This is a genomic window from Petrimonas sulfuriphila, from assembly GCA_038561985.1.
GTDB classification, from domain to species: Bacteria; Bacteroidota; Bacteroidia; order Bacteroidales; family Dysgonomonadaceae; genus Petrimonas; species Petrimonas sulfuriphila.
In genome coordinates this window covers 1,895,617-1,918,342 of sequence record CP073276.1, presented here as the reverse complement: position 1 = coordinate 1,918,342, position 22,726 = coordinate 1,895,617, and the positions used below count along the sequence as shown (strand labels likewise).

The 22,726-nt window shown below is 45.1% G+C and carries 16 protein-coding genes and 1 CRISPR repeat array (1 of these 17 cut by a window edge); of the genes, 8 read left to right on the top strand and 8 right to left on the bottom strand.

The window, feature by feature from the left end; translation table 11 throughout:
• From KCV26_07910 to nifJ, 6 genes are all read right to left on the bottom strand, one after another.
• A complete protein-coding gene (locus KCV26_07910) occupies positions 1–1,233 on the bottom strand; it encodes an ABC transporter permease (GenBank protein ID WZX35272.1) in 1,233 nt (410 codons plus the stop codon).
• Between the two features lies 1 nt (position 1,234).
• Entirely contained in the window at positions 1,235–1,567 is a 333-nt protein-coding gene (rbfA, locus tag KCV26_07905) for a 30S ribosome-binding factor RbfA (GenBank protein ID WZX35271.1), read from the bottom strand.
• Positions 1,568–1,573: 6 nt separating this feature from the next.
• Complete coding sequence (locus tag KCV26_07900; GenBank protein ID WZX38280.1) at positions 1,574–2,209, bottom strand: O-methyltransferase; 636 nt, start codon at positions 2,207–2,209, stop codon at positions 1,574–1,576.
• Positions 2,210–2,212: 3 nt separating this feature from the next.
• Positions 2,213–3,685 (bottom strand): pyruvate kinase, encoded by a 1,473-nt coding sequence (gene pyk, locus KCV26_07895; GenBank protein WZX38279.1) that lies wholly within the window; start codon positions 3,683–3,685, stop codon positions 2,213–2,215.
• A 58-nt stretch (positions 3,686–3,743) separates the two neighbouring features.
• The gene (aroQ, locus tag KCV26_07890; GenBank protein WZX38278.1) at positions 3,744–4,175 is read right to left on the bottom strand and encodes a type II 3-dehydroquinate dehydratase; all 432 of its coding nucleotides are present in this window, start codon (positions 4,173–4,175) and stop codon (positions 3,744–3,746) included.
• A 133-nt stretch (positions 4,176–4,308) separates the two neighbouring features.
• A complete protein-coding gene (gene nifJ, locus KCV26_07885) occupies positions 4,309–7,875 on the bottom strand; it encodes a pyruvate:ferredoxin (flavodoxin) oxidoreductase (GenBank protein WZX38277.1) in 3,567 nt (1,188 codons plus the stop codon).
• A 338-nt stretch (positions 7,876–8,213) separates the two neighbouring features.
• Between nifJ and KCV26_07880 the strand changes: the two genes are divergently transcribed.
• Together KCV26_07880 and KCV26_07875 are read left to right on the top strand one after the other, a co-directional pair.
• Positions 8,214–10,382 (top strand): bifunctional alpha,alpha-trehalose-phosphate synthase (UDP-forming)/trehalose-phosphatase, encoded by a 2,169-nt coding sequence (locus KCV26_07880; GenBank protein WZX38276.1) that lies wholly within the window; start codon positions 8,214–8,216, stop codon positions 10,380–10,382.
• Positions 10,383–10,406: 24 nt separating this feature from the next.
• Positions 10,407–11,495 (top strand): mechanosensitive ion channel, encoded by a 1,089-nt coding sequence (locus tag KCV26_07875; protein ID WZX38275.1) that lies wholly within the window; start codon positions 10,407–10,409, stop codon positions 11,493–11,495.
• On the opposite strand, the gene KCV26_07870 is transcribed toward KCV26_07875, so the two are convergent.
• On the bottom strand, positions 11,482–13,275 hold the full coding sequence (locus tag KCV26_07870) for a glycoside hydrolase family 15 protein (GenBank protein WZX38274.1): 1,794 nt from the start codon (positions 13,273–13,275) through the stop codon (positions 11,482–11,484). The two genes, KCV26_07875 and KCV26_07870, sit on opposite strands and share 14 nt — an antisense overlap.
• Before the next feature lie 38 nt (positions 13,276–13,313).
• A complete protein-coding gene (locus KCV26_07865) occupies positions 13,314–14,354 on the bottom strand; it encodes an asparaginase (GenBank protein WZX38273.1) in 1,041 nt (346 codons plus the stop codon).
• A 191-nt stretch (positions 14,355–14,545) separates the two neighbouring features.
• Here KCV26_07865 and KCV26_07860 point away from each other — a divergent pair, with 191 nt between their 5' ends.
• The 6 genes from KCV26_07860 (at position 14,546) to KCV26_07835 (ending at position 21,474) form a co-directional block, all read left to right on the top strand.
• A complete protein-coding gene (locus tag KCV26_07860; protein WZX38272.1) occupies positions 14,546–14,965 on the top strand; it encodes an OsmC family protein in 420 nt (139 codons plus the stop codon).
• Between the two features lie 110 nt (positions 14,966–15,075).
• Complete coding sequence (locus tag KCV26_07855; GenBank protein WZX38271.1) at positions 15,076–16,335, top strand: phosphoglycerate kinase; 1,260 nt, start codon at positions 15,076–15,078, stop codon at positions 16,333–16,335.
• A gap of 99 nt (positions 16,336–16,434) precedes the next feature.
• Complete coding sequence (locus tag KCV26_07850; protein ID WZX38270.1) at positions 16,435–16,743, top strand: hypothetical protein; 309 nt, start codon at positions 16,435–16,437, stop codon at positions 16,741–16,743.
• Between the two features lie 139 nt (positions 16,744–16,882).
• On the top strand, positions 16,883–18,052 hold the full coding sequence (locus KCV26_07845; protein ID WZX38269.1) for a DUF418 domain-containing protein: 1,170 nt from the start codon (positions 16,883–16,885) through the stop codon (positions 18,050–18,052).
• A 218-nt stretch (positions 18,053–18,270) separates the two neighbouring features.
• Complete coding sequence (locus KCV26_07840) at positions 18,271–20,733, top strand: phenylalanine--tRNA ligase subunit beta (protein ID WZX38268.1); 2,463 nt, start codon at positions 18,271–18,273, stop codon at positions 20,731–20,733.
• 30 nt (positions 20,734–20,763) lie between these two features.
• Entirely contained in the window at positions 20,764–21,474 is a 711-nt protein-coding gene (locus KCV26_07835; GenBank protein ID WZX38267.1) for a YebC/PmpR family DNA-binding transcriptional regulator, read from the top strand.
• 92 nt (positions 21,475–21,566) lie between these two features.
• Positions 21,567–22,726: a CRISPR direct-repeat array (repeat unit 37 nt; unit sequence GTTTCAATCCTTGTTGTGCTGGATGTAGTTCTGGAAG) (it continues 2,318 nt past the right edge of the window).

Sequence of the window (22,726 nt, the reverse complement as noted above, 5' to 3'; positions counted from 1 at the left end):
TTATACCTCCGCAAATTTCAATTTCTTCTTCAAGTTATTGATGGGATAAAATACAGTAAGCAGCGAAATGATGCTAACTACTACAAAGACGGTTACAATATCCCAGAACCGCACAATAACAGGATAAGCATCCACCACATAAGCTCCGGGAACATTACTCAGGCGGAGCAGTCCGAAATGTTGTTGCAACAAACACAAGGTCAATCCGGCAACAATTCCTGAAACGATTCCAAAAAAAGTGATTAACCAGCCCTCGTACAGGAAAATGCGGGAAATAAGGTTGTTGTTAGCTCCCATATTTTTTAAGCTTTTGATATCTATCGTCTTTTCCACAATCAACATCGAAAGTGATCCAACCACATTAAAAACAGCAATTAAAAGGATGAAAGCCAGAATAAGGAACGTCACCCATTTTTCAATCTGCAACATCCTGAAAGACTCAATCTGCTGCTCGAACCGGTTTTCCACCAGAAAATCGTCGCCCAATATCTTTTCAATTTCAGATTTTACCTTCTTCACTGACGCATCGGGATGAAGTTTCATATCGAGGGAGGAGACTTCATTATCATACCTGAACAGTTCACGCGCCAAACGGATGGGAATAATGGCCACCTGATCATCCACATCGGGTTGATTGAGGCTGAAAACACCACCTATCTGTATGTCTTCGCGCGTGAATGCTGCCGAGGGGTTTGCCAAGTTAACGTTTACGTCGCGCTTCGGGGCGTAAATTTCAATCGGGTTTATGAATCCGGCCCGAGCACCCAGCGTGATGGCCAGGCCTGTTCCCAGGGTAGTGTAATTCACGACGTCTTCGGTAAGGCGGAAGCTGCCGTCTACCATCAGTTTATCCATATCGGTCATCAGCCGGAACTCTTCCGATACACCTTTCACGAGGACCGGCACCTGGCGGTCCTCAAACTTATACAACGCATTCTCTTCCAGCGACTCCGATATCATTTGAATGCCATCAATCCGTAAAGCTTTATCAAAGTCGGGCGTGTGATAATCAAATACCTTTCCGGCTTTGGCCGTAATTTTCAGGTCCGGGTCGAAAGCGCTGAACATCCCTTCCACAATTCCGCCAAATCCGTTGAAGACCGACAAAACACAAACCATTGCCATCGTTGCAATAGCAATTCCACAAACCGAAATAAGCGAAATGACGTTAATGGCGTTGTGTGATTTCTTAGAGAAAAGATATCGGCGAGCGATGAATAGTGAAAGATTCACGTTATTTCAACAATTTATCAATATTTTCGATGTAGTCGAGCGAGTCGTCCAGGTAAAAAACCAGTTCAGGTACAACACGTAACTGTTTTCCGACTCGTTTTCCCAAATTGTATCGGATCGATTTCACGTTATCGTTTATGTTCCGCACCATTTCGCTTCCTTTTTCCGAAGGGAATATGCTCAGGTACGAGTGGGCAATTCCCAGGTCGGGAGTTACCCGTACATGCGTAACCGATACCAGTACGCCCGGCATCTTTTTGGTTTCCACCAGAAAGATCTCTCCGAGCTCTTTCTGAATCAGCCGGTTCACTTTTTGTTGTCTGTTTGTTTCCATTCTTCTCTATTTTTTTCGAACAACCGTAATCCCGTCACGTACGGGGAGGATTACCTTTTCTACCCTGTCGTCGTTAGCCAGTTTTTCGTTGAAATTCAAAATACCCTGGGTCGCCCGGTCACTGCTCTCCACCTTTTCTACAACTTTTCCGTACCAGAGCGTATTGTCAACAAGAATGAAACCGCCTTTTCTGATTTTCGGAAGCGTAGCCTCGAAATATTTCCAATACAACTCCTTGTCGGCATCGATAAAGGCAAGGCCAAAACTTTCGTCTTCAAATTCCGGAATGATTTGTGTAGCATCTCCGATATGCAGTTTTATCTTGTTTGCTAGTTCAGACTTCGCAAAATTCGAACGAATAAAATCTTCCAGTTCATCATCGATTTCTATCGTATGTACCTCGCCATTCTCTTCCAGCCCTTCAGCAAAACACAAAGTGGAATACCCTACAAAAGTCCCGATTTCAAGCACCCGTTCCGGTCGAATCATCCGGGTTAGCATCTTCAGAAGCCGGCCTTGCAAATGACCAGACATCATGCTCGCATGGAGCAGCTTAACGTGGACCTCCCTGTCAATTTCCTTCAGTAATTCCGGCTCCGGATCGATATGCGATAATATATACTCTTCCAGTCTATTGTCCATCTTTTATTGCGTATAATCCGGCAAATTATATTTGTCTTTCGCTTCCAAAATTCTCCACGCTTCTGCTATTTCAAGATAAGTGGTTCCACCGGTTTCACCGAAACTGCCGCCCATGTACGCCACGCGATCCTCAGGCTTGATCATCTTATTCTCAATCAGTTTTGTTATCGCACCCACAAAATAGGCCCGGCGGCTTTCTTTGGTGTTTCCATCTCCTTTGCCACTCTGATGGTGTGCCCATACTCCGTAAGACAGGGCCAGTTCGCGTGCCAGCCTCTCGGTTGTGGTAATGGCATAAACAGGACTTTTACCCCGGAAAGCAGCCAAAACCCGGGCTGTTCTACCCGTATGGCTGTCGGTAACGATAGCCTTTGTTTCTAACCGGTCGCTCGATTTAACGGCTTGTTTGGCGAGGAACGAAGTAACTTCGTTATCGTCCAAAGGTTGGTATGGAACGGCGATATCGTTTTGTGGCAGTTTTGTTTTTTCGGTTTCAAAAGCCACTTTTGTCATGGTTCTCACCGCCTCCACCGGATATTTTCCGTAAGCTGTTTCACCGCTTAACATAATAGCGTCGGTCCGGTAATAAATGGCATTGGCAACATCGGTTATTTCGGCACGCGTCGGGCGGGGATATTCAATCATGGTGTGCAACATTTGCGTTGCGACAATAACCGGTTTTTTATGATGGATAGCTTTCCGGATAAGTGTCCGCTGAATAGCCGGAATTTTCTCCTGAGCCACCTCCACTCCCAAATCACCACGCGCAATCATAATCCCATAGGCATGGCGTAATATTTCATCGATGTTGTCCACACCTTCTTGATTCTCAATTTTCGCGATAATTTTTATTGGACTGTTCAGTTCATTCAAAATTTTCTGGACTTCCAATACATCTTCTTTGTTTCGCACAAACGAATGTGCAATAAAATCGACATCGTGCTTTGCCGATAGGGCAATAAATTTTCTATCGCGTTCGGTTATACTCGGCAGGTTGATACGGACTCCGGGAATATTCACGCTTTTCCGGCTTCCGACCGTCCCGTCATTTTGCACACTACAAAGCAGGTAACCAGCATCTTTATCGATCACCTTCAGGTCAATTTCTCCGTCATCAATCAGAATATCGTCACCCACGTTCATCTCATCGACAATGTTCGGGTAAGAGACATAAATAGCCTCCTTGGATGAAACGCTCCCGGGATTACCGATAACCTTCACCCGGTCGCCAGTGGTGAGTTCGATGGGTTCGGAAGCTACAGTTGTCCTTATTTCCGGGCCTTTCGTATCAACCAGAATGGCAATTCTGTCCGACACTGCACGAACGTTGTTTATAATTTTCAGAAATCCTTCCTGGTCAAGGTGAGCCGAATTTAACCTGACAACATCCATTCCTTCTGCAAAAAGCTGCTGAATGAAAGGAACATCGCAACGTTTATCCGAAATTGTGGCTACAATTTTAGTATGTTTTAGCATTGTTAATTTAGTTGAGAATTTTTTAGATCTCAGATGTCATCTGACCATTAAACACTTTTTAATCCGTTTTGTTTGCCATTATCAAGGCTTCCACAGCTAAACGATAGGAGTTCAGTCCAAACCCACCGATCACCCCTGCACAAACTGCCGAGATCATGGATTGATGACGGAACTCTTCCCGGGCATATACGTTGGAGATATGTACTTCGATCACCGGGGTCCTCACCGATTTAATCGCATCGCGAATAGCAACCGAGGTGTGGGTATACCCCCCGGCATTGAGGATGATGCCGTCATAATCAAACCCCGTCTCATGAATCTTATTGATGATTTCCCCTTCAACATTCGATTGATAATGGTCCAGCCTGATTTCGGGAAACACCTCCTTCAACCTTTCGAAAAAGGCCGAGAAAGATTGATCTCCGTAAACACTGGGTTCCCTCATCCCCAACAAGTTAAGATTAGGTCCGTTGATAATTTGGATTTTCATTGTTGTATATGTTTGTGGTTGCAAAGATACGATTTTAACGCAGTCCGACGATTAAAAAAATCAAAGCAAACCGGCAAAAAAAGCGAAACGCCGACCGACGTATCGCTTTTTTATGTTCATGAATATGCAATTGTTATCCTTCTGCTTTCGCAGTTTCAGCATCCACTGAGCCAAAGTGGGCATTGGCCATACGTTGGTATGAACGATAACGCCACTGGGCATTTTCCTTGGCCGCTTCAAAAAGTTCATCGGCTTCGTGCGGGAAAGATTTCACCAGCTGCGTGTAACGCACTTCACCCATCAGGAAATCCCTGAACTTACTCCAGTCGGGTTCCTTACTGTCGAGTACAAACGGATTTTTGCCCTCTTCTTCCAGTTTCGGGTTGTAACGCCACAAGCTCCAATAACCGCATTCAACGGCTTTTTTCTGCTCGGTCTGAGCCATACCCATACCGCTTCTTAACCCATGGCTGATACAAGGCGAATAAGCAATAATAAGCGACGGGCCGTTGTATTCCTCGGCTTCTTTCAATGCCTTGAGGTAATGAGCCTGATTGGCGCCCATAGCTACCTGAGCCACGTATACATAACCGTAAGTCGCCGCAATCATACCCAGGTCTTTTTTGCGGATACGTTTCCCTGCAGCGGCAAATTTGGCAACCGCAGCTGTAGGAGTCGATTTGGAGGATTGTCCGCCGGTATTGGAATATACTTCGGTATCGAGCACCAGCACATTGATATCCTGCCCCATAGCCAACACGTGGTCGAGGCCGCCAAAGCCAATATCGTATGCCCAGCCGTCACCACCAAACACCCAGATGGATTTCTTGGTCAGGTACTTTTCGAGCGAAAGGATCTCTTTGGCAATTTCGTTTTCCATACCGGTTAGCACGGCCACAATCTGAGCCGAAATCTCTTTTACGGCTTCTCCGTTGTCCTTGTTTTCGATCCACTGGACAAACAGCTCCTTTTGAGAATCAGAAAAGTCAGCCGATTTACGGGCTTTCTGCATCAAATCCCCTACGCGGTTACGCATGCTTGCCTGAGCAATTACAAATCCAAAACCAAACTCGGCATTATCCTCGAACAACGAGTTAGCCCACGACGGCCCTTTGCCTTCTTCGTTTTTGGTATATGGGGTTGACGGAGCCGACGCACCGTAAATGGAAGAACATCCGGTAGCATTGGCAATCATCATACGGTCGCCATACAGTTGCGTAATAAGCTTGATGTACGGAGTCTCACCGCAACCCGAGCAGGCGCCGGAGAACTCAAACAACGGTTTTGCGAACTGGGAGTTTTTTACGTTCAGCTTGGTATCCACCAGGTGGGCTTTACTGCTGACGTGTTGAACCATATAATCCCAGTTCTTCTGGTTATCGTATTGTGTGGTAATGGGAACCATTTCGAGAGCGCTCTGCCCTTTCTTGCCCGGACAAACATCCACGCAATTTCCACAGCCCAGACAATCCAGCACATCCACTTGAATCCGGAAAGCGGTTCCCTCGAACTGTTTTCCCTGTGTTTTCAATAGTGCCACCTCTTCTCCCAGCCCTTTCTGTTCTTTCTCATCGAGCACGAACGGACGGATAGTAGCGTGCGGACAAACGTAGGCACACTGGTTACACTGGATGCAGTTGTCGGGATTCCAAACAGGAACCGAAGCAGCCACACCGCGTTTTTCATAAGTAGCCGTACCGTGTTCCCATGTTCCGTCTTCACGGCCCACAAAAACCGAAACCGGCAAATCATATCCGCGCTGGGCATTTACGGGACGAACCACTTTTTGAATAAATTCCGGAGCATCGTCTTTTTGTACCATATCCACATTCAGGTCCGCCCATTCCCGAAGAACTTCAACCTCTTCAACTTCTCCTCCGCGGTCAACAGCCGCATAGTTCATTTTTATAATCTCTTCCCCTTTTCTGCCGTACGATTTCACAATGAATTTCTTCATCTGTTCCACCGCCAGCTCATAAGGAATTACGTTGGATATTTTAAAAAATGCCGACTGGAGAATGGTATTGGTCCTGTTGCCCAATCCTATCTCATCCGCTATGTTTGTAGCATTTATGATGTACAACTTAATGTTGTTTTTGGCCAAGTATTTCTTCACGTTGTCCGGCAAATGGTTACCGACTTCTTCTTTCGGCCACAATGAATTGAGCAGGAAGGTTCCTCCCTTTTTCAGTCCAGCGGTAACATCGTAAAGATGCAGGTATGCCGGAACGTGACAGGCTACGAAGTTGGGTGTATTCACCAGATAAGTGGAGCGGATACGGTTATCTCCAAAACGGAGATGGGAACAGGTAAATCCTCCCGATTTCTTGGAGTCGTAAGCAAAATAGGCCTGCACATACTTATCGGTATTATCCCCGATAATCTTGATGGAGTTTTTGTTGGCTCCAACCGTTCCGTCGGATCCCAGGCCGTAAAACTTGGCTTCGTAGGTTGTTTCATCCATCGAGACCTCCTCAACTTTCGGCAACGATTTAAATGTCACATCATCCACAATTCCGATGGTGAAATCGTTTTTCGGCATGTTCATCGCCAGGTTGTCGTAAACCGAGATAATCTGTCCCGGGGTAGTATCTTTAGAGGATAAACCGTAAATACCTCCGACAATCACCGGGGCATTCTCTTTTCCGTAGAAACTGTCTTTCACGTCCAGATAAAGAGGCTGTCCGGTAGCACCGGGTTCTTTTGTCCTATCGAGAACAGCAATCCTACGGGCTGTTTTCGGGATGACCGACAGAAATGCTTCGGCTTTAAAAGGACGGTACAGGTGAACGGCTACCATACCCACTTTTTCGCCGTTGGCGTTTTTGTGGTCAACCACTTCACGAATAGCTTCAGTAACGGAACCCATAGCAATAATCACTCTTTCCGCTTCAGGATCACCGTAATAATCAAACAATCCGTACTTACGGCCGGTTACAGCTGCCAGTTTTTCCAGGTATTTCTCAACAATACCCGGAACAGCGTTGTAAAAAGGATTAGCCGCTTCACGGGACTGAAAATAAATATCATCGTTTTGAGCCGTTCCTCGTGTAACAGGTGCATCAGGACTCAACGCTCTCTGCCGGAAACCGGCTAATGCCTCCTGATTGATTAACGGAGCCAGATCATCGTTTGTCAACGCTTCAATCTTCTGAATTTCGTGTGAAGTGCGGAATCCATCAAAAAAATGCAAAAACGGTACCCTGCTCTCTATTGCTGCCAAATGGGCAACAGCTGCCAAATCCATCACTTCCTGTACAGATCCCGTAGCGAACGATGCAAAACCGGTTGGGCGTGCTGCCATAACGTCCTGGTGATCACCAAAAATAGACAATGCCTGTGCAGCAATGGCCCGTGCCGATACATGGAATACTCCGGGGAGCAACTCTCCTGCAATTTTATACATGTTGGGCAACATCAACAACAAACCCTGTGATGCGGTAAATGTGGATGTTAATGCCCCCGCCTGCAACGAACCGTGAACAGCGCCTGCGGCTCCAGCTTCGGATTGCATCTCCTGTACCAGTACAGGCTGCCCGAAAATGTTTTTTCTTCCCGCAGCGGCCCATTCATCGATGTATTCTGCCATCGTCGACGAAGGTGTAATCGGGTAAATAGCAGCTACCTCACTAAACATATAGGCGATATGTGCTGCAGCCTGATTACCGTCACAGGTTAAATAGTTCTTCTTTTTTGTCATGACAATATGATTATTTTATTGATTTGATTTTACGAAAGTCTTGAAGAATATAAGCATTGTGAAATCTGAGTACGAAATTACTATAAAAATATGGAACAGGCAAAAGATTGCATTTTTTTTAGATTCCTGACAGAAGTTCAACACCAATTCCTCCCTTATATTATAAAAATATGTTAAAAATTGATCTTTCCTGGAACGGGACTGTTATATTTTTAAACCGATTGGAAAAAAATTGATTGAACTGCTCGCCAATTATCCAGGTTCAATGCTGTATATCAACGCAGGACACCTTATATCCTGCGGGAACCAATAACAAAAGTGAATAAAAATAGAATCGTATGAAAATCCTTATTATAGCCAACAGGCTTCCTGTCAAAATTGAAAGAACCGAAGACTCCTTTGTCGTAAAACGCAGCGAAGGAGGGCTGGCCACAGGATTGGGGTCTTTGGAAACCGATGCGGAAATGCATTGGGTGGGGTGGCCTGGAGTCCATGTGGATGATGAAAATGAAAAGCAGGAGATTACCGAAAAGCTGAATGAGTTGAATTATCATCCGGTTTTTCTGTCCGGAGAACAGATTGAAAATTATTACGAAGGTTACAGCAACAGCACCATATGGCCGCTATGTCATTACTTTTTCGCATACATACAGTACAAAGCCGAGTACTGGGAAGCGTACCGGCAGGTGAATACACTGTTCTGTGAAGAAGCGCTGCCCTTTATAGAAGACGATGATATTGTCTGGATACAAGATTATCAACTGATGTTGCTGCCGAAAAAAATCCGCGACAAAAAGCCCAAAGTAAACATCGGGTATTTCCACCACATACCCTTTCCGTCTTACGAACTATTCCGTGTGCTCCCGGAAAGGGAACAAGTACTGGAAGGGTTGCTTGGAGCCGATTTAATCGGATTTCACACGCACGACTACATGCGTCATTTTATCAGTGCCATCTACCGGGTTCTCGACCTGAACTGCAACCTCGACGAGATCAGCCTGAAAGACCGTATCGTACATGTGGATGCATTCCCTATGGGTATAAATTATGAACAGTATCATCGGGCGCCCTCACTCCCGGAGGTAAAGAAAATATCAAAAAGGCTGATAGAAGAACTGGGTAATCAAACCATTGTTTTGTCGGTCGACCGGCTCGACTACAGCAAGGGAATTCTGCACCGGTTGAACGGGTTCGCCAATTTTCTTGAAAATCATCCCGAATACCACAAAAAGGTATCGCTGGCAATGATAGTCGTACCTTCCCGCGATGCAGTGGACAGGTATGCCGACCTGAAAACCCGGATAGACCAATATATTGGTAAAATAAACGGCATGTATTCTACCCTCGGCTGGACCCCTGTGTACTATTTTTACCAGAGTTTCCCCTTCAATGAACTGGTAGCACTTTACGACATTGCAGACATCGCTATGGTTACCCCGCTACGCGACGGAATGAACCTGGTAGCCAAAGAATATCTTGCCACCAAACGGGGAAAACCCGGCGTATTGATACTCAGCGAGATGACGGGGGCAGCCATTGAACTGACCGATGCCATCATTATCAATCCGAACGATACACAGGAAATTGAAGCGGCTATTCTCCAGGCATTGACCATGCCGAAAAAGGAACAACGTATCCGGCTCAACAACATGCAAAAACGGATATCCACCCAAACCGTAAAAAAATGGGCGAATGATTTCGTGAAGGAACTTCTCTACATAAGTAAGCAAAACAACGAAATTTTTCAGAAAATCGTAGGTAAACGACAGCTCTCACAAATAAAAAAGGAGTACGACCAGGCTTACACAAGATTAATCTTGCTCGATTACGACGGGACCTTGTCGCCCTTCGTGAAAAACCCCGAAGATGCAGTCCCTTCCAAAGAATTGTTGAACTTATTAAAAAAGATGACCGCCGACAAAAAGAACAAAGTAGTCATCAACAGCGGAAGGAATCGTCAGGTGCTGGACAAGTGGTTCAAGGGGATCGATTTGGACTTTGCCGCTGAGCACGGCGCTTTTTTCAAGGAAAACCACAAATGGCATAAAAATGTTCAGGAAAAAATAACGTGGGACGATGAGATCCTTCGAATCATAGAGCACACCATCGACAAAACTCCCCGCTCACGTATGGAAATAAAGGATTCCTCGCTGGTCTGGCATTACAGGAACGTGGATGTATGGCTAGCCGAACTACGCCAGAAGCAGCTTATAAATGCACTGATGGGGCCGGCTTCACGCCTGAACTTGCAGATCGTTCCCGGAAATAAAATCGTGGAAATCAAATCTCCGGACTTTAACAAAGGCAGCGAAGTGAAACGACTGTTGGGGAAAAATAATTACGACTTTATCCTTGCCATCGGCGACGACACCACCGACGAAGATATGTTCCACGCACTTCCGCCCGGCGGGGTGAGCATAAAAGTAGGGCATTTTTCGCCTGCTGCTAAATACCGGATTCCGGTTCAATCCTCGGTAATTCCTTTTTTTGAAAACCTGATTAAATAAGAGACTTTTTTGACTTTTTATCTTATGAACGATATAACTGACCTGATAACGGAAAATAAGTGGCGCCACATTTTTGTTTCTCTTATCTTCATCATCCTGTTTATTTTGCTCACTTTGGCTTCCAACTTCATTTTTAAAAAATTGCGCAATCGTGCACTGAGAAGCCAAAGCCTGATAGATGATTTTATCGTGCGGCTTTTTAAAGTCCCGTCTGCGTGGATCATTTTCTCCATTCTACTGAATATTTTCAGTTCATTACTCGATAAGAATACCCGGGTTTACGATATCATACAGAAAACAGGACAGGTATTGCTGATTCTTTCCATCGGGTGGCTGATAGTCCAGGCAGTCCGTGCCGTATTCCGGTACTTCCAGAACAAACTTGATGTTAATCAGTCCGATAACCTGACCGCACGCAGGCGGCTCACCCAGCTGAATATGATTGAAAAGGTACTCATCGTAACCGTAGTGATCGTTTTCACCGGAATTGCATTAATGACTTTCGAAACCGTAAAGGGATTGGGCATGAGCTTACTGGCCTCAGCCGGTGTACTGGGAATTGTGGTCGGACTGGCAGCACAACGGAGTGTCGGACAAATTTTGTCGGGTGTACAAATAGCTATAACGCAACCCATCCGCCTGGACGATGTGGTAGTCATTCAAGGCGAATGGGGACGCATCGAGGAGATAAACATCACCTATGCGGTTGTAAAAATCTGGGACGAGAGACGGCTCATTGTACCCATCGATTATTTCCTGAATAACCCCGTACAAAACTGGACAAGAACCAGCTCCAATATTCTGGGGACAGTATTCCTGTACGTTTCTTACGGCCTGCCAGTAGCACCGCTTCGTAAAAAGCTTGCCGGTTTAGTGAAGAACGACCCCAACTGGGACGGGCGCGTACAAAACATTCAAGTTACTGACAGCAAACAGTGGTATAAGGAAATCCGTGTACTGGTAAGCAGCGAAGATTCCTCTAAAAACTGGGATTTACGCGTGTCAGTCCGCGAAAAACTTATCGATTTTATCAACGAGAATTATCCGGGGTCGTTCGCAAGGATTTCCACAACGGGTGAAGAAAAACAACGACACACTGCTACGGACGGATAAACCTCGACAGCTTCTTCTCTTCAGAAAGCAGCGTAGCCGTATTGATGAATGCCAGGTGAGAGTATGCCTGCGGGAAATTCCCGAGCTGACGCTTGGTCTCAAAATCCAGGTCTTCGCTGTACAACCCCACGTGATTGGAATAAGTGATCATCGATTCGAAAATTTCACGAGCCTGATCCGTCTCTCCGATTACAAAAAGCGCTTCTATCAGCCAAAACGTGCAGATGGTGAACGATGAGGTAGGTTTTCCAAAATCGTCTTCAGCTTTATACCTGTACATCAACCCGTTGTGAAACAAGTTCTCTTTGATTGCCTTCACGGTTTTCACGTAACGCTCATCGCGGGCGTCAATAAAGTCATAAAACTGCATCAGCAGAAGCGAAGAGTCGTGATCGGTATTCTCATAAGCCTGTGTAAAGCATTGCAATTCTTCGTTCCAGCCCTTTTCGTGTATCTCCTCCTTAATACCGTTTGCTTCTTTTCGCCACAATTCCGCGTAATTGTCTTTGTGCAGCAGCTCTGCAATCAGAGACGCCCTGTCAAGTGCCACCCAGCTCATCACTTTGGAAAACACAAAATTCAATTCACGTGTGCGGAACTCCCAAATGCTCTGATCGGGAGAGCGCCACGATTTCAGCACCATCCGCACCATGTTTCTCACGACTTCCCAGATCTCCTCCACTTCGTCGAGCGTCCCCGGAAAGTACAGGTAGTATTTGTATATTACATCCATCAGGTATCCCAGTGAATCGTTCTGCAACTGGTTATAAGCAGCGTTTCCGATACGGACGGGATAAGAATTCTCATATCCGGCCAGGTGGGATAAAATTTCTTCGGTCAATTCCCTCTCACCCCGGATCCCGTACATTATCTGAAAAGTATCCTCACGCGACTTCAGAATACGTTTTATGAACCCTATAAATCGTTCGGCCGTGCCCTGATGTTTCATGTGCAGCAAGGTATCGATAGACATGGAAGCATCACGAAGCCAGCAGAAGCGATAATCCCAGTTACGGGTTTCCCCGATGCTTTCGGGCAGACTGGTTGTAACGGCTGCCAACATGGCACCGGAATGCTGGTACGACATTAGTTTCAACACCAGCATACTGCGGTTAACCATATCTCCGTATTGACGGTACTCGCGTGAACGGTTAATCCAGTTAAGCCAGTACACTTTCGTACGCTCGTAATCCAGCAAGACCCGGTTTTCGTCTATCGCTACAAGCTTTTGGTTGTAAGAAAGCAGAAAAAACTGATGATCCGTAAGCGTGAACTCTTCACCGCTCAGGATAACGTCGAAATTCACGCTCGAGTAGAGGTAAATCTTGTCCTCGGCATCTACCGCTGACGATGTTCTTATGTAGTTGGGGAAAACCGTATGCACAGCCTCTTCTCCGGCATAATTCATTTTCGGGTCATACAAAATGCGCATTTTTGGCTTTCCGTACAAAACACGCAGGTACCTGTGGACTTCGGGCGGCAAGTAGTGGCTTTTTTCGCTTGTCCTGTACCGGGGCATATAGTCCAGCACGGTAAATGCTCCCTCAGGTGCTTCAAACCGCGTGGAAAGGATATTGGTGTTACCCAGATATGTTTGCGTTACAACATACTCACCCGACACTAGAAAAGCGAAGCTCCCTCCTTTTTCCTCATCCAACAGACGGGTAAAAACCGAAGGAGAATCGAAATCGGGCAAACAAAGCCAATCGATACTCCCTTCTTTGGACACTAATGCCGCCGTTCGGCAATTTCCTATCACTCCGTAATCTAAATTCTTCATTTGTTTTCTTATGTATGTTGAAAACAAAGATAAGAATTTTACCTTTCCGTCAGCTCTCCTCGTAACGAAACCGACATCAACCTCCTTACCTGATCGGGGGTTTTGCCGTTGCCCTGCAAAATCATTAACTTGGCCAAAGCAGCCTCCGTGGTGATGTCGTGCCCCGAAACAACCCCTAATTTTTCCAAATGCTGACCCGTTTCATACCGGTGCATTTCCACGTTTCCGTAAAGGCATTGCGTCACGTTAACAATAACAATTCCTTGGTCTATCGCCTCCTGCAACGCATCAATAAACCACTGATCGGTAGGCGCATTACCCGAACCGTAAGTTTCCAGCACAACACCTCTCAGTGCAGGAACCGAAAGGATTGATCTCACCACACTTTCCTGAATACCGGGAAATAATTTCAGGATAGCAACGTTGTGATCGAGCCTGAAATTAAATATGACAGGCTTATCATAATCCGGCTGTAAAATAAACTTATCGTGGTAACGAATATCTACCCCCACCTCAGCCAGGTACGGATAATTAGGACTGTTAAAAGCACTGAAGTTCTCCGAGTTTACTTTCGTTGTTCGATTTCCACGCATCAGCAGGTTTTGCATATAAATACACAATTCAGGCACGACTGGCCTTCCCGATTTATCTTTATCGGCAGCAATCTCAAGAGCAGTAATCAGGTTTTCCTTCCCATCTGTGCGGAGTTTACCGATAGGCAACTGTGATCCGGTGAATATAACGGGTTTTGTCAGGTTCTCGAACATCAAACTCAGTACCGATGCCGTATAAGACATCGTATCAGTGCCGTGCAAAATCACAAAACCGTCGTAATCGTTGTAGTTATCTTCCACTACCGTGGCCATATCCTGCCAGTTTTGAGGACTGACTTCCGATGAATCAATCGGTGGATCAAACAAGTAGGTGTCTACATTGAAATTTAAACGCTTCATCTCAGGCACGTTTGACTTCAAATGACTGAAATTAAAGGCTTCCAGGGCTCCGGTTTCCAGGTTCTCAACCATCCCGATGGTTCCACCCGTGTAAATGAGCAAAACTCGTGCGTTTTTGTCAATCATAATAGCCTAAATTTTCACAAAAATACAAAAACAATTGACACTTTGCTACGAAATACTGACTTTTTTCAAAGAACAAAAGTATCTTTTTTTTGTTTAATCAAAAAGCGGAAACTGAACGGATGACAGGCATCGGAAAAATCGGCCATCTATCAGTGAAGAGGTCTAAAAATCAACCATCAAACATTACATTTATGACACATTCAATTAAAACCATTTGGAAAGATAACAACATTTTTGAAACCGACGTTGACGGACACAACGTAGTAATTGACCTGGCGGAAGATGCCGGAGGCAATGATGCAGGGCCACGGCCTAAAAAACTGCTTCTGGTAGCCGCAGCAGGTTGTACAGGGCTTGATGTGGTAGAAATCCTGAAAAAAATGCGCATCGACATTAAAGGATTTAACGTTCAAATAGAATCCGGCATGACAGACGAATATCCCAAACAATATACCGACCTGAAGGTAGTATACGAATTCGAGGGTAAAGATTTACCAAAAGATAAATTGGAGCGTGCATGCCAATTATCGTTCGATAAATATTGCGGCGTGTTGGCGATGTATAAAAAAGCGGTTCCGGTTTCGTACGAAGTGAAAATCACGGATGTGTAACTTTTTTTGCATAATTAAAGAAAAAATTCTGTATTTTCCTTATCTTTGTGTTCCAATTGCAAAGATTGTTTATACACTCCAATGAATATATTCTCATAAAATAAAAAATTATGCAAACAATTGACACTTTCAATTTTGCCGGTAAAAAGGCATTCATTCGTGTGGATTTCAACGTGCCGCTCGATGAAAACTTCAAGATTACTGACGACACCCGCATTCGTGCAGCTATCCCCACGTTGAAAAAAATCCTCAAGGACGGGGGGAGCGTGATCATTGGCTCACACTTGGGCCGGCCGAAAGGTCCTACCGAAAAATATTCGTTGAAACATATCCTCCCCCGGGTTTCAGAATTACTGGGTGTTGATGTTCATTTTGCCAACGATTGCATTGGTGAAGAAACCGAAGCAAAAGCAGCCGCTTTACGTCCGGGAGAAGCCTTATTGCTCGAAAACCTTCGTTTCTACGCTGAGGAAGAAGGAAAACCCCGGCTACCGGAAGGGGCTACGGAAGAAGAAACGGCAGCAGCAAAAAAAGCAGTAAAAGAATCGCAAAAAGAATTTACCAAGAAATTGGCTTCTTATGCCGATGTTTATGTAAACGATGCCTTTGGTACCGCACACCGGGCACACGCCTCAACCGCACTTATTGCTGATTATTTCGATGCAGGAAACAAGATGTTCGGCTATTTGATGCAGAATGAGGTTAATGCCGTAGAAAAAGTGATGTCCGACACGGAGAGGCCATTCACAGCCATTATGGGTGGATCAAAGGTTTCCACGAAAATTGAACTTATTAAAAACCTGCTCGACAAAGTAGACAACCTGATCCTTGCCGGCGGAATGACCTATACATTTGCAAAAGCCGGCGGTGGAAAAATCGGGGACTCTATCGTTGAAAATGACAAGCTTGACCTGGCTAACGAAATCGTTGATCTGGCCAAGGAGAAAGGCGTAAACCTGGTACTGGCAACCGACGCAAAACTTGCCGACAGCTTCAGTAATGATGCCAAGACCGATTTTGGGTCTGTAAAAGAAATCCCCAACGGCTGGGAAGGTCTGGACATTGGTCCCGAAACGGAAAAAGTATTCGCCGAAGTGATCAAGAACTCCAAGACCATTTTATGGAATGGTCCCGTGGGCGTATTTGAATTTGACAATTTCGACAAAGGCTCACGCGCAGTGGCTGACGCCATCGTGGAAGCTACTCAAAAAGGAGCTTTCTCCCTTATAGGAGGAGGCGATTCGGTAGCCTGTATCAATAAATTCGGACTTGCTGACGATGTTTCGTATGTCTCCACCGGCGGCGGAGCGCTGCTTGAAATGATCGAAGGCAAGGTACTTCCGGGAATCAAAGCGATAAGGGGATATTGATAAAAATGCAGGTGTACACTTCGTGACACCTTATGATATTAACCGCACGGGCAGCTATTGTTCGTGCGGTTTTTTTATCTTTGTAAAAACTTGCCGAATATGGAAATAGTAAAAATTTGCCCAAACTGCCGGGCTGAAGTTATTGATAACTTTCAACTTTGCTGGAATTGCAATTACAGTTTTATAGAAAACCGGATCGTTGAGATTGCCGAACAGGATCAACTGAAAAGGCAAATCACCTGTTTAAGGTGTAAGGGCGTTCCGATGCGATTCTCCGGGAATTACAAGTTCCACGAGGGTTCCCGGTTGGGTGCCATGGGAAATTTATTCGAACTTTTTGTCAACAAAGAAACGTTCGACTTGTACGTTTGTCCCAAATGCGGAAAGGTAGAGTTTTTTACACCTTGAGAGAACCGGTAATTCAACTGATTACCTTGCGATAATACGTGAGACGGACAAGCGGCCAATTTTTTTTTTAATCCGGATGATTTTTTTTTAAAGAAATGCTTATGTTTGCAAATTCATTTTAAAAATCACAAGGTTAATTATGGAAATCTCAACAGGCAAGACAAGTCGTATAGAAGTAGTGGATTCCTTACGCGGATTTGCAATAATGGCGATCCTCCTGGTACACAATGTCGACCATTTCTTTTTCCCGGAATTTCCTACCCATTCGCCTCACTGGCTTACTATTCTGGACCAGCTCTCCGTGAAAATTATTTTCACTCTTTTTAGCGGAAAAACGTATGCCATCTTCACCATGCTTTTCGGCTTTACGTTTTATATCCAGCACAACAATCAAAAGAAAAAAGGGAAAGATTTCGGGTACCGTTTTTTGTGGCGAATGGCCCTTCTTGCCGTCTTTGCCGTCCTTAATGCGGCCTTCTTTCCTGCGGGAGATGTGCTCATGCTGTTCGTCTACGTTTCACTCGTCCTGTTTATTTGCCGCAACTGGCCGGACAGAGCCGTTCTGGTATTCATCATTGTCTTGCTGCTTCAACCGGTAGAATGGATACATTTTATTTTATCCCGGTTTAACCCGGCGTACCAATTGCCCGATTTTGGCGCGGTTTCGCTGCACCAGCAAGTTGTCGAGAACACGAAAAACGGCAGTTTTCTTGATTTTATCCGTGTCAACGTAACGCTTGGCCAGAAAGTAAGCCTTATGTGGGCCCTCGGTTCGGGCCGTTTTCTGCAAGCTGCCGGATTGTTCCTGTTGGGGTTTTATATCGGAAGAAAACAGTTCTTCATCAACACTCCCGATAATTTACGTTTCTGGAAAAGGGTTTTGATAATTTCATCCGTTTCCTTTATCCTGTTTAACATAATCAAAAAACTGCTGTTGCAGTCCGACCCCATGGCCCAACAAACCGTGGGCCTTATATTCGATATCTGGTATAAATTAGCGCTTACTTTTGTTCTGATAGCATCGTTTGTGTTGCTTTACGAAAAGCGTTTTTTTAGAAAAAGATTGTCCGGCTTACGTTTTTATGGGAAAATGAGCCTTACCAATTATGTCTCCCAGTCCATCTTCGGGGCACTGATCTATTTCCCCATCGGACTGTACCTGGCTCCGTATTGCGGGCGTACATTCAGCCTGGCGATAGGGATAGCTGTCTTTTCCCTGCAGATGATGTTTTCCAGGTTCTGGCTGGGGAAACACAAGCAAGGCCCTCTGGAAGGGATTTGGCACAAATGGACATGGATAAATAGTTAACCACTTCCCATCCGCATTAAAAGGGCATGTATGCCCCGTAAATCAGGATTTATACTTGAGGATTATTCTTCAGGATCTACAAAGTTTCAGAACTTTGACGGAGGCTATCGTATTTTTTTGTAATTTTGAACACTTTTTCTTGAAGCAAAACCCATATTAGCTATTCTGAGTAAAAACGAAGAATCTGAGCCTGGGTTGTCAAAATAAACGACTTTAGAATGAACATCTCTTACAATTGGCTGAAAGATTACCTGCAATTCGATCTTTCACCACAAGAAACAGCAGCAGCACTCACCTCCATTGGATTGGAAACAGGTAGTGTGGAGGAAATTCAAACCGTCAAGGGTGGTCTTGAAGGATTAGTTATCGGCGAAGTGCTGACCTGCACCCATCATCCCAACTCCGACCACCTGCACCTGACAACTGTAAACATCGGAAATGGAGAAGAACCGTTAAAAATAGTCTGCGGAGCCCCCAACGTGGCTGCCGGACAAAAAGTGGTGGTAGCTACAGTCGGCACTAAAATCTATTTTGGTGATGAACCAGTAACCATTAAACGCTCCAAAATCCGGGGAGAAGAATCTTTTGGAATGATCTGTGCCGAAGATGAAATAGGCATTGGAACATCACACGAGGGAATTATCGTTCTTCCCGACGATGCTGAGGTTGGCATGCTTGCCAAGGATTATTACAACGTGAAAAGCGATTTCGTCCTCGAAGTCGACATCACCCCCAACCGCATAGATGCCGCATCGCATTACGGAGTGGCGCGCGATCTGGCCGCCTATTTAAAACAAAGTGGAAAGCCGTTTTCCCTGACAAAACCCTCTGTTGACGGTTTCAAGACAGATAAATCGGAAGGTGGGATAGACGTGGTGGTTGAAAATAGTGCCGCCTGTCCAAGATATTCCGGGTTGACCGTTCGTGGTGTTACCGTAAAGGAAAGTCCCGATTGGTTAAAAAACAAACTGTTGGTTATCGGGCTGCGGCCAATCAACAACATTGTGGATATCACAAACTTCATCCTTCATGAAACCGGCCATCCGATGCACGCATTTGATGTAAATTATATCGAAGGCAACACGGTTGTTGTTCGCACATTGCCTGGGAAAAGCAAGTTCCTTACACTCGACGAACAGGAACGCGAATTGAACGAAAACGACCTGATGATCTGCAACACCAAGGAAGGGATGTGTATTGCGGGAGTTTTCGGCGGACTGAAGTCCGGGGTAACCGAGAGCACAACAGATGTGTTTCTGGAATCGGCATATTTTAATCCTACCTGGGTGCGCAAAACCGCTCGTCGTCACGGATTGAACACCGATTCATCGTTCCGCTTCGAACGGGGTGCCGACCCCGGAAACACGGTGTACGTACTGAAACGTGCCGCCATGCTTATCAAGGAGATTGCCGGAGGTGAAATTGAAGGCGAAATACGCGATATCTATCCGGTGAAAATAAACAATGCACAAGTAGTTTTGCCGTTCCGGAAGGTGAACTCACTTATCGGAAAAGAGATTCCGAAGGAAACGATTAAGAACATTCTCCAAAGCCTGGACATTGAAACGGAAAACGAGTCGGAAGAGGCACTGACACTTAGCATCCCCACTTACAGAGTAGATGTGACCCGCGATGTGGATGTGATCGAAGAGATCCTTCGCATCTACGGATACAACAACGTGGATTTCAGCGATTCGTTAAGGGCCAACCTGTCTTATCAAACCCCTACAGACCGCAAACACAAACTACAGACACTTATTTCGGAACAACTTACTGCAAGTGGCTTCAGCGAAATAATGAATAACTCGCTCACCCGGAAATCCTATTACGAAGACAACACAACCTTCCCGGGAGAAAACGGGGTAAAGCTGCTCAACCCCCTGAGTAACGACCTGGGAGTAATGCGCCAGACGCTTCTTTACGGAGGCCTGGAGAGCATCGCTTATAACCGGAACAGGAAGCATTACGACCTGCATTTTTACGAATTTGGGAACTGCTACTTTTTTGATACTGACAGGAAGCAGGAAGGCAATATATTATCGGGGTATTCCGAAGAAACCCATCTCGGCCTTTGGATTTGCGGCGACAGCAACCCCAAAAACTGGGCAGCCCCTCAAACTGAAACTTCTGTTTTTCAACTAAAAGCGCATATCGAAAATATATTGAACCGGTTGGGCTTTACTCAGAATCAGGTGACGTTTGAGTCGACTCAATCCGGAATCTACGCTTCAGGAATGAATATACGTACTTTCAACCGGCAGATCGGAAGTTTTGGAATTATCTCAGGCAACATCTTGAAGAAGTTCGATATCGACACCGACGTCTTTTTTGCCGAAATGAGCTGGGATGCTCTGTTGAAGGAAACATCAGCAAGCGAAGTACATTTTTCTGAAATCTCCAGGTTCCCCTCAGTAAGCCGCGACCTGGCACTACTTGTCGATAAAAGCGTCACCTTTGCAGCCATTGAGCAAACAGCAAAAAAAGCGGAGAGGAAACTACTTCAAGAACTGTCTCTGTTCGATGTTTACGAAGGAAAGAACCTACCTGAAGGGAAAAAGTCGTACGCGGTAAATTTCGTATTGCAGGACAAAGAAAAAACACTCAATGATAAACAGATTGACGCCGTCATGCAAAAAATTCAGCAGAATTTGGAGAAAGAACTGGGAGCATTGTTAAGATAATAATTTTTAAAGAAAGCCAATTGCAAAAATATGGGAAGAGCATTTGAATACAGAAAAGCCACAAAGCTAAAACGGTGGGGCAATATGGCCCGCGTATTTACGAAATTAGGAAAACAGATAACCATCGCCACGCGCGACGGCGGTCCCGATCCGGAAAACAATCCACGATTGCGTGTACTGATACAGCAGGCAAAAAAAGAAAATATGCCAAAGGAAAACGTTGAACGCGCTATCAAAAAAGCGACGGACAAGGACGTTTCGGATTACAAGGAAATGGTTTACGAAGGTTACGGCCCGTACGGCGTTGCCATCGTAGTGGAAACCGCAACCGACAATCCTACCCGAACGGTGGCGAACGTCCGGAGTTACTTCAATAAGCACGGTGGATCACTGGGGACCTCGGGAAGTCTGGAGTTTCTTTTCGACCACAAATGTGTCTTTAAAATCTCTCCAAAAGAAGGGGTTTCATTGGAAGACCTGGAACTGGAACTTATCGATTACGGTGTTGATGAAGTAGAGGAAGACGAAGGAGACATTATCCTTTACGGTGAATTTAAATCGTACTCAGATATCCAGTCGTACCTCGAAGAAAACGGTTTCGAAATTCATTCGGCAGAGTTTGAACGTATTCCGCACGACACGAAATCGCTTAGCGACGAACAACGCACGCAGATTGAAAAACTGCTTGAGAAGTTTGAAGAGGACGACGATGTGCAAAACGTTTTTCACAATATGGAATAAACGGCAAAGAGCAAGGAACTAAGACGGGGAACTAAGATTGATTTTCAGTTCCCCGTTTTGTTTTTTTGTCTTTTCTCCCCAAAAGTTTAATCGCCTTATGCCTTATTATGCTGGATGTAGTTCTGGAAGATTTGACAATTCACGAATGGAGTGTTTGCGATTGCGTTAGTCCGTTTCAATCCTTGTTGTGCTGGATGTAGTTCTGGAAGTCTTTCTGATTCTGATAAGTAGGGTTAGGGTCAAAGTTTCAATCCTTGTTGTGCTGGATGTAGTTCTGGAAGAATGCCAAAAGTGACTACCTACGGAGCTATACACGAGTTTCAATCCTTGTTGTGCTGGATGTAGTTCTGGAAGACCGATCATCTTGGTTGAGGCGGACTTTGTTGGGGCGTTTCAATCCTTGTTGTGCTGGATGTAGTTCTGGAAGTAGCCTTCTCAATAGCTAATTTTTCTTCTTCTGTCAGTTTCAATCCTTGTTGTGCTGGATGTAGTTCTGGAAGCCAAACGAAGCATTAACCCTGTCAGCCCATTCCTCGTTTCAATCCTTGTTGTGCTGGATGTAGTTCTGGAAGATCATCCACTTGCTTAAGCGTTTTCGGACTTGACGAAGTTTCAATCCTTGTTGTGCTGGATGTAGTTCTGGAAGTATGTATGTATGGTTCAATTTGTTAGTCGTTGTCAAGTTTCAATCCTTGTTGTGCTGGATGTAGTTCTGGAAGTCTGCATCGTGAGACAGCCCTTTTGCTACCGTTTCGAGTTTCAATCCTTGTTGTGCTGGATGTAGTTCTGGAAGCCAGTTTCGTTAATGTTGGAAAAAAAATGAACAGAGTTTCAATCCTTGTTGTGCTGGATGTAGTTCTGGAAGACAACAAGGTTACAAAAGAAGCAAGAAGAAAAGCCGGTTTCAATCCTTGTTGTGCTGGATGTAGTTCTGGAAGCTTGGAGCCGCAGCACCATTGTAGTTTGTTAGCCAATGTTTCAATCCTTGTTGTGCTGGATGTAGTTCTGGAAGAATTACAGGACACATGAAAAGAATACTATGGATAAGTTTCAATCCTTGTTGTGCTGGATGTAGTTCTGGAAGTTCCATAAGGTATTTGCCTTCCGGGAAGTACACATGTTTCAATCCTTGTTGTGCTGGATGTAGTTCTGGAAGTAGACGACATAGAAGTGTTCATCGATCGTATTGGGAGTTTCAATCCTTGTTGTGCTGGATGTAGTTCTGGAAGTTTCTTTTTTTAATCTTCTGAAT

What these genes read in the sequence shown, in the direction of transcription:
- aroQ (WZX38278.1), bottom strand. Translation starts at nt 4,175, where the DNA reads ATGAAAATCCAAATTATCAACGGACCTAATCTTAACTTGTTGGGGATG.
- KCV26_07855 (WZX38271.1), top strand. Translation starts at nt 15,076, where the DNA reads ATGCAAACAATTGACACTTTCAATTTTGCCGGTAAAAAGGCATTCATT.
- nifJ (WZX38277.1), bottom strand. Translation starts at nt 7,875, where the DNA reads ATGACAAAAAAGAAGAACTATTTAACCTGTGACGGTAATCAGGCTGCA.
- rbfA (WZX35271.1), bottom strand. Translation starts at nt 1,567, where the DNA reads ATGGAAACAAACAGACAACAAAAAGTGAACCGGCTGATTCAGAAAGAG.
- KCV26_07900 (WZX38280.1), bottom strand. Translation starts at nt 2,209, where the DNA reads ATGGACAATAGACTGGAAGAGTATATATTATCGCATATCGATCCGGAG.
- KCV26_07880 (WZX38276.1), top strand. Translation starts at nt 8,214, where the DNA reads ATGAAAATCCTTATTATAGCCAACAGGCTTCCTGTCAAAATTGAAAGA.
- KCV26_07850 (WZX38270.1), top strand. Translation starts at nt 16,435, where the DNA reads ATGGAAATAGTAAAAATTTGCCCAAACTGCCGGGCTGAAGTTATTGAT.
- KCV26_07860 (WZX38272.1), top strand. Translation starts at nt 14,546, where the DNA reads ATGACACATTCAATTAAAACCATTTGGAAAGATAACAACATTTTTGAA.
- KCV26_07835 (WZX38267.1), top strand. Translation starts at nt 20,764, where the DNA reads ATGGGAAGAGCATTTGAATACAGAAAAGCCACAAAGCTAAAACGGTGG.
- KCV26_07865 (WZX38273.1), bottom strand. Translation starts at nt 14,354, where the DNA reads ATGATTGACAAAAACGCACGAGTTTTGCTCATTTACACGGGTGGAACC.
- KCV26_07845 (WZX38269.1), top strand. Translation starts at nt 16,883, where the DNA reads ATGGAAATCTCAACAGGCAAGACAAGTCGTATAGAAGTAGTGGATTCC.
- KCV26_07870 (WZX38274.1), bottom strand. Translation starts at nt 13,275, where the DNA reads ATGAAGAATTTAGATTACGGAGTGATAGGAAATTGCCGAACGGCGGCA.
- KCV26_07875 (WZX38275.1), top strand. Translation starts at nt 10,407, where the DNA reads ATGAACGATATAACTGACCTGATAACGGAAAATAAGTGGCGCCACATT.
- pyk (WZX38279.1), bottom strand. Translation starts at nt 3,685, where the DNA reads ATGCTAAAACATACTAAAATTGTAGCCACAATTTCGGATAAACGTTGC.
- KCV26_07840 (WZX38268.1), top strand. Translation starts at nt 18,271, where the DNA reads ATGAACATCTCTTACAATTGGCTGAAAGATTACCTGCAATTCGATCTT.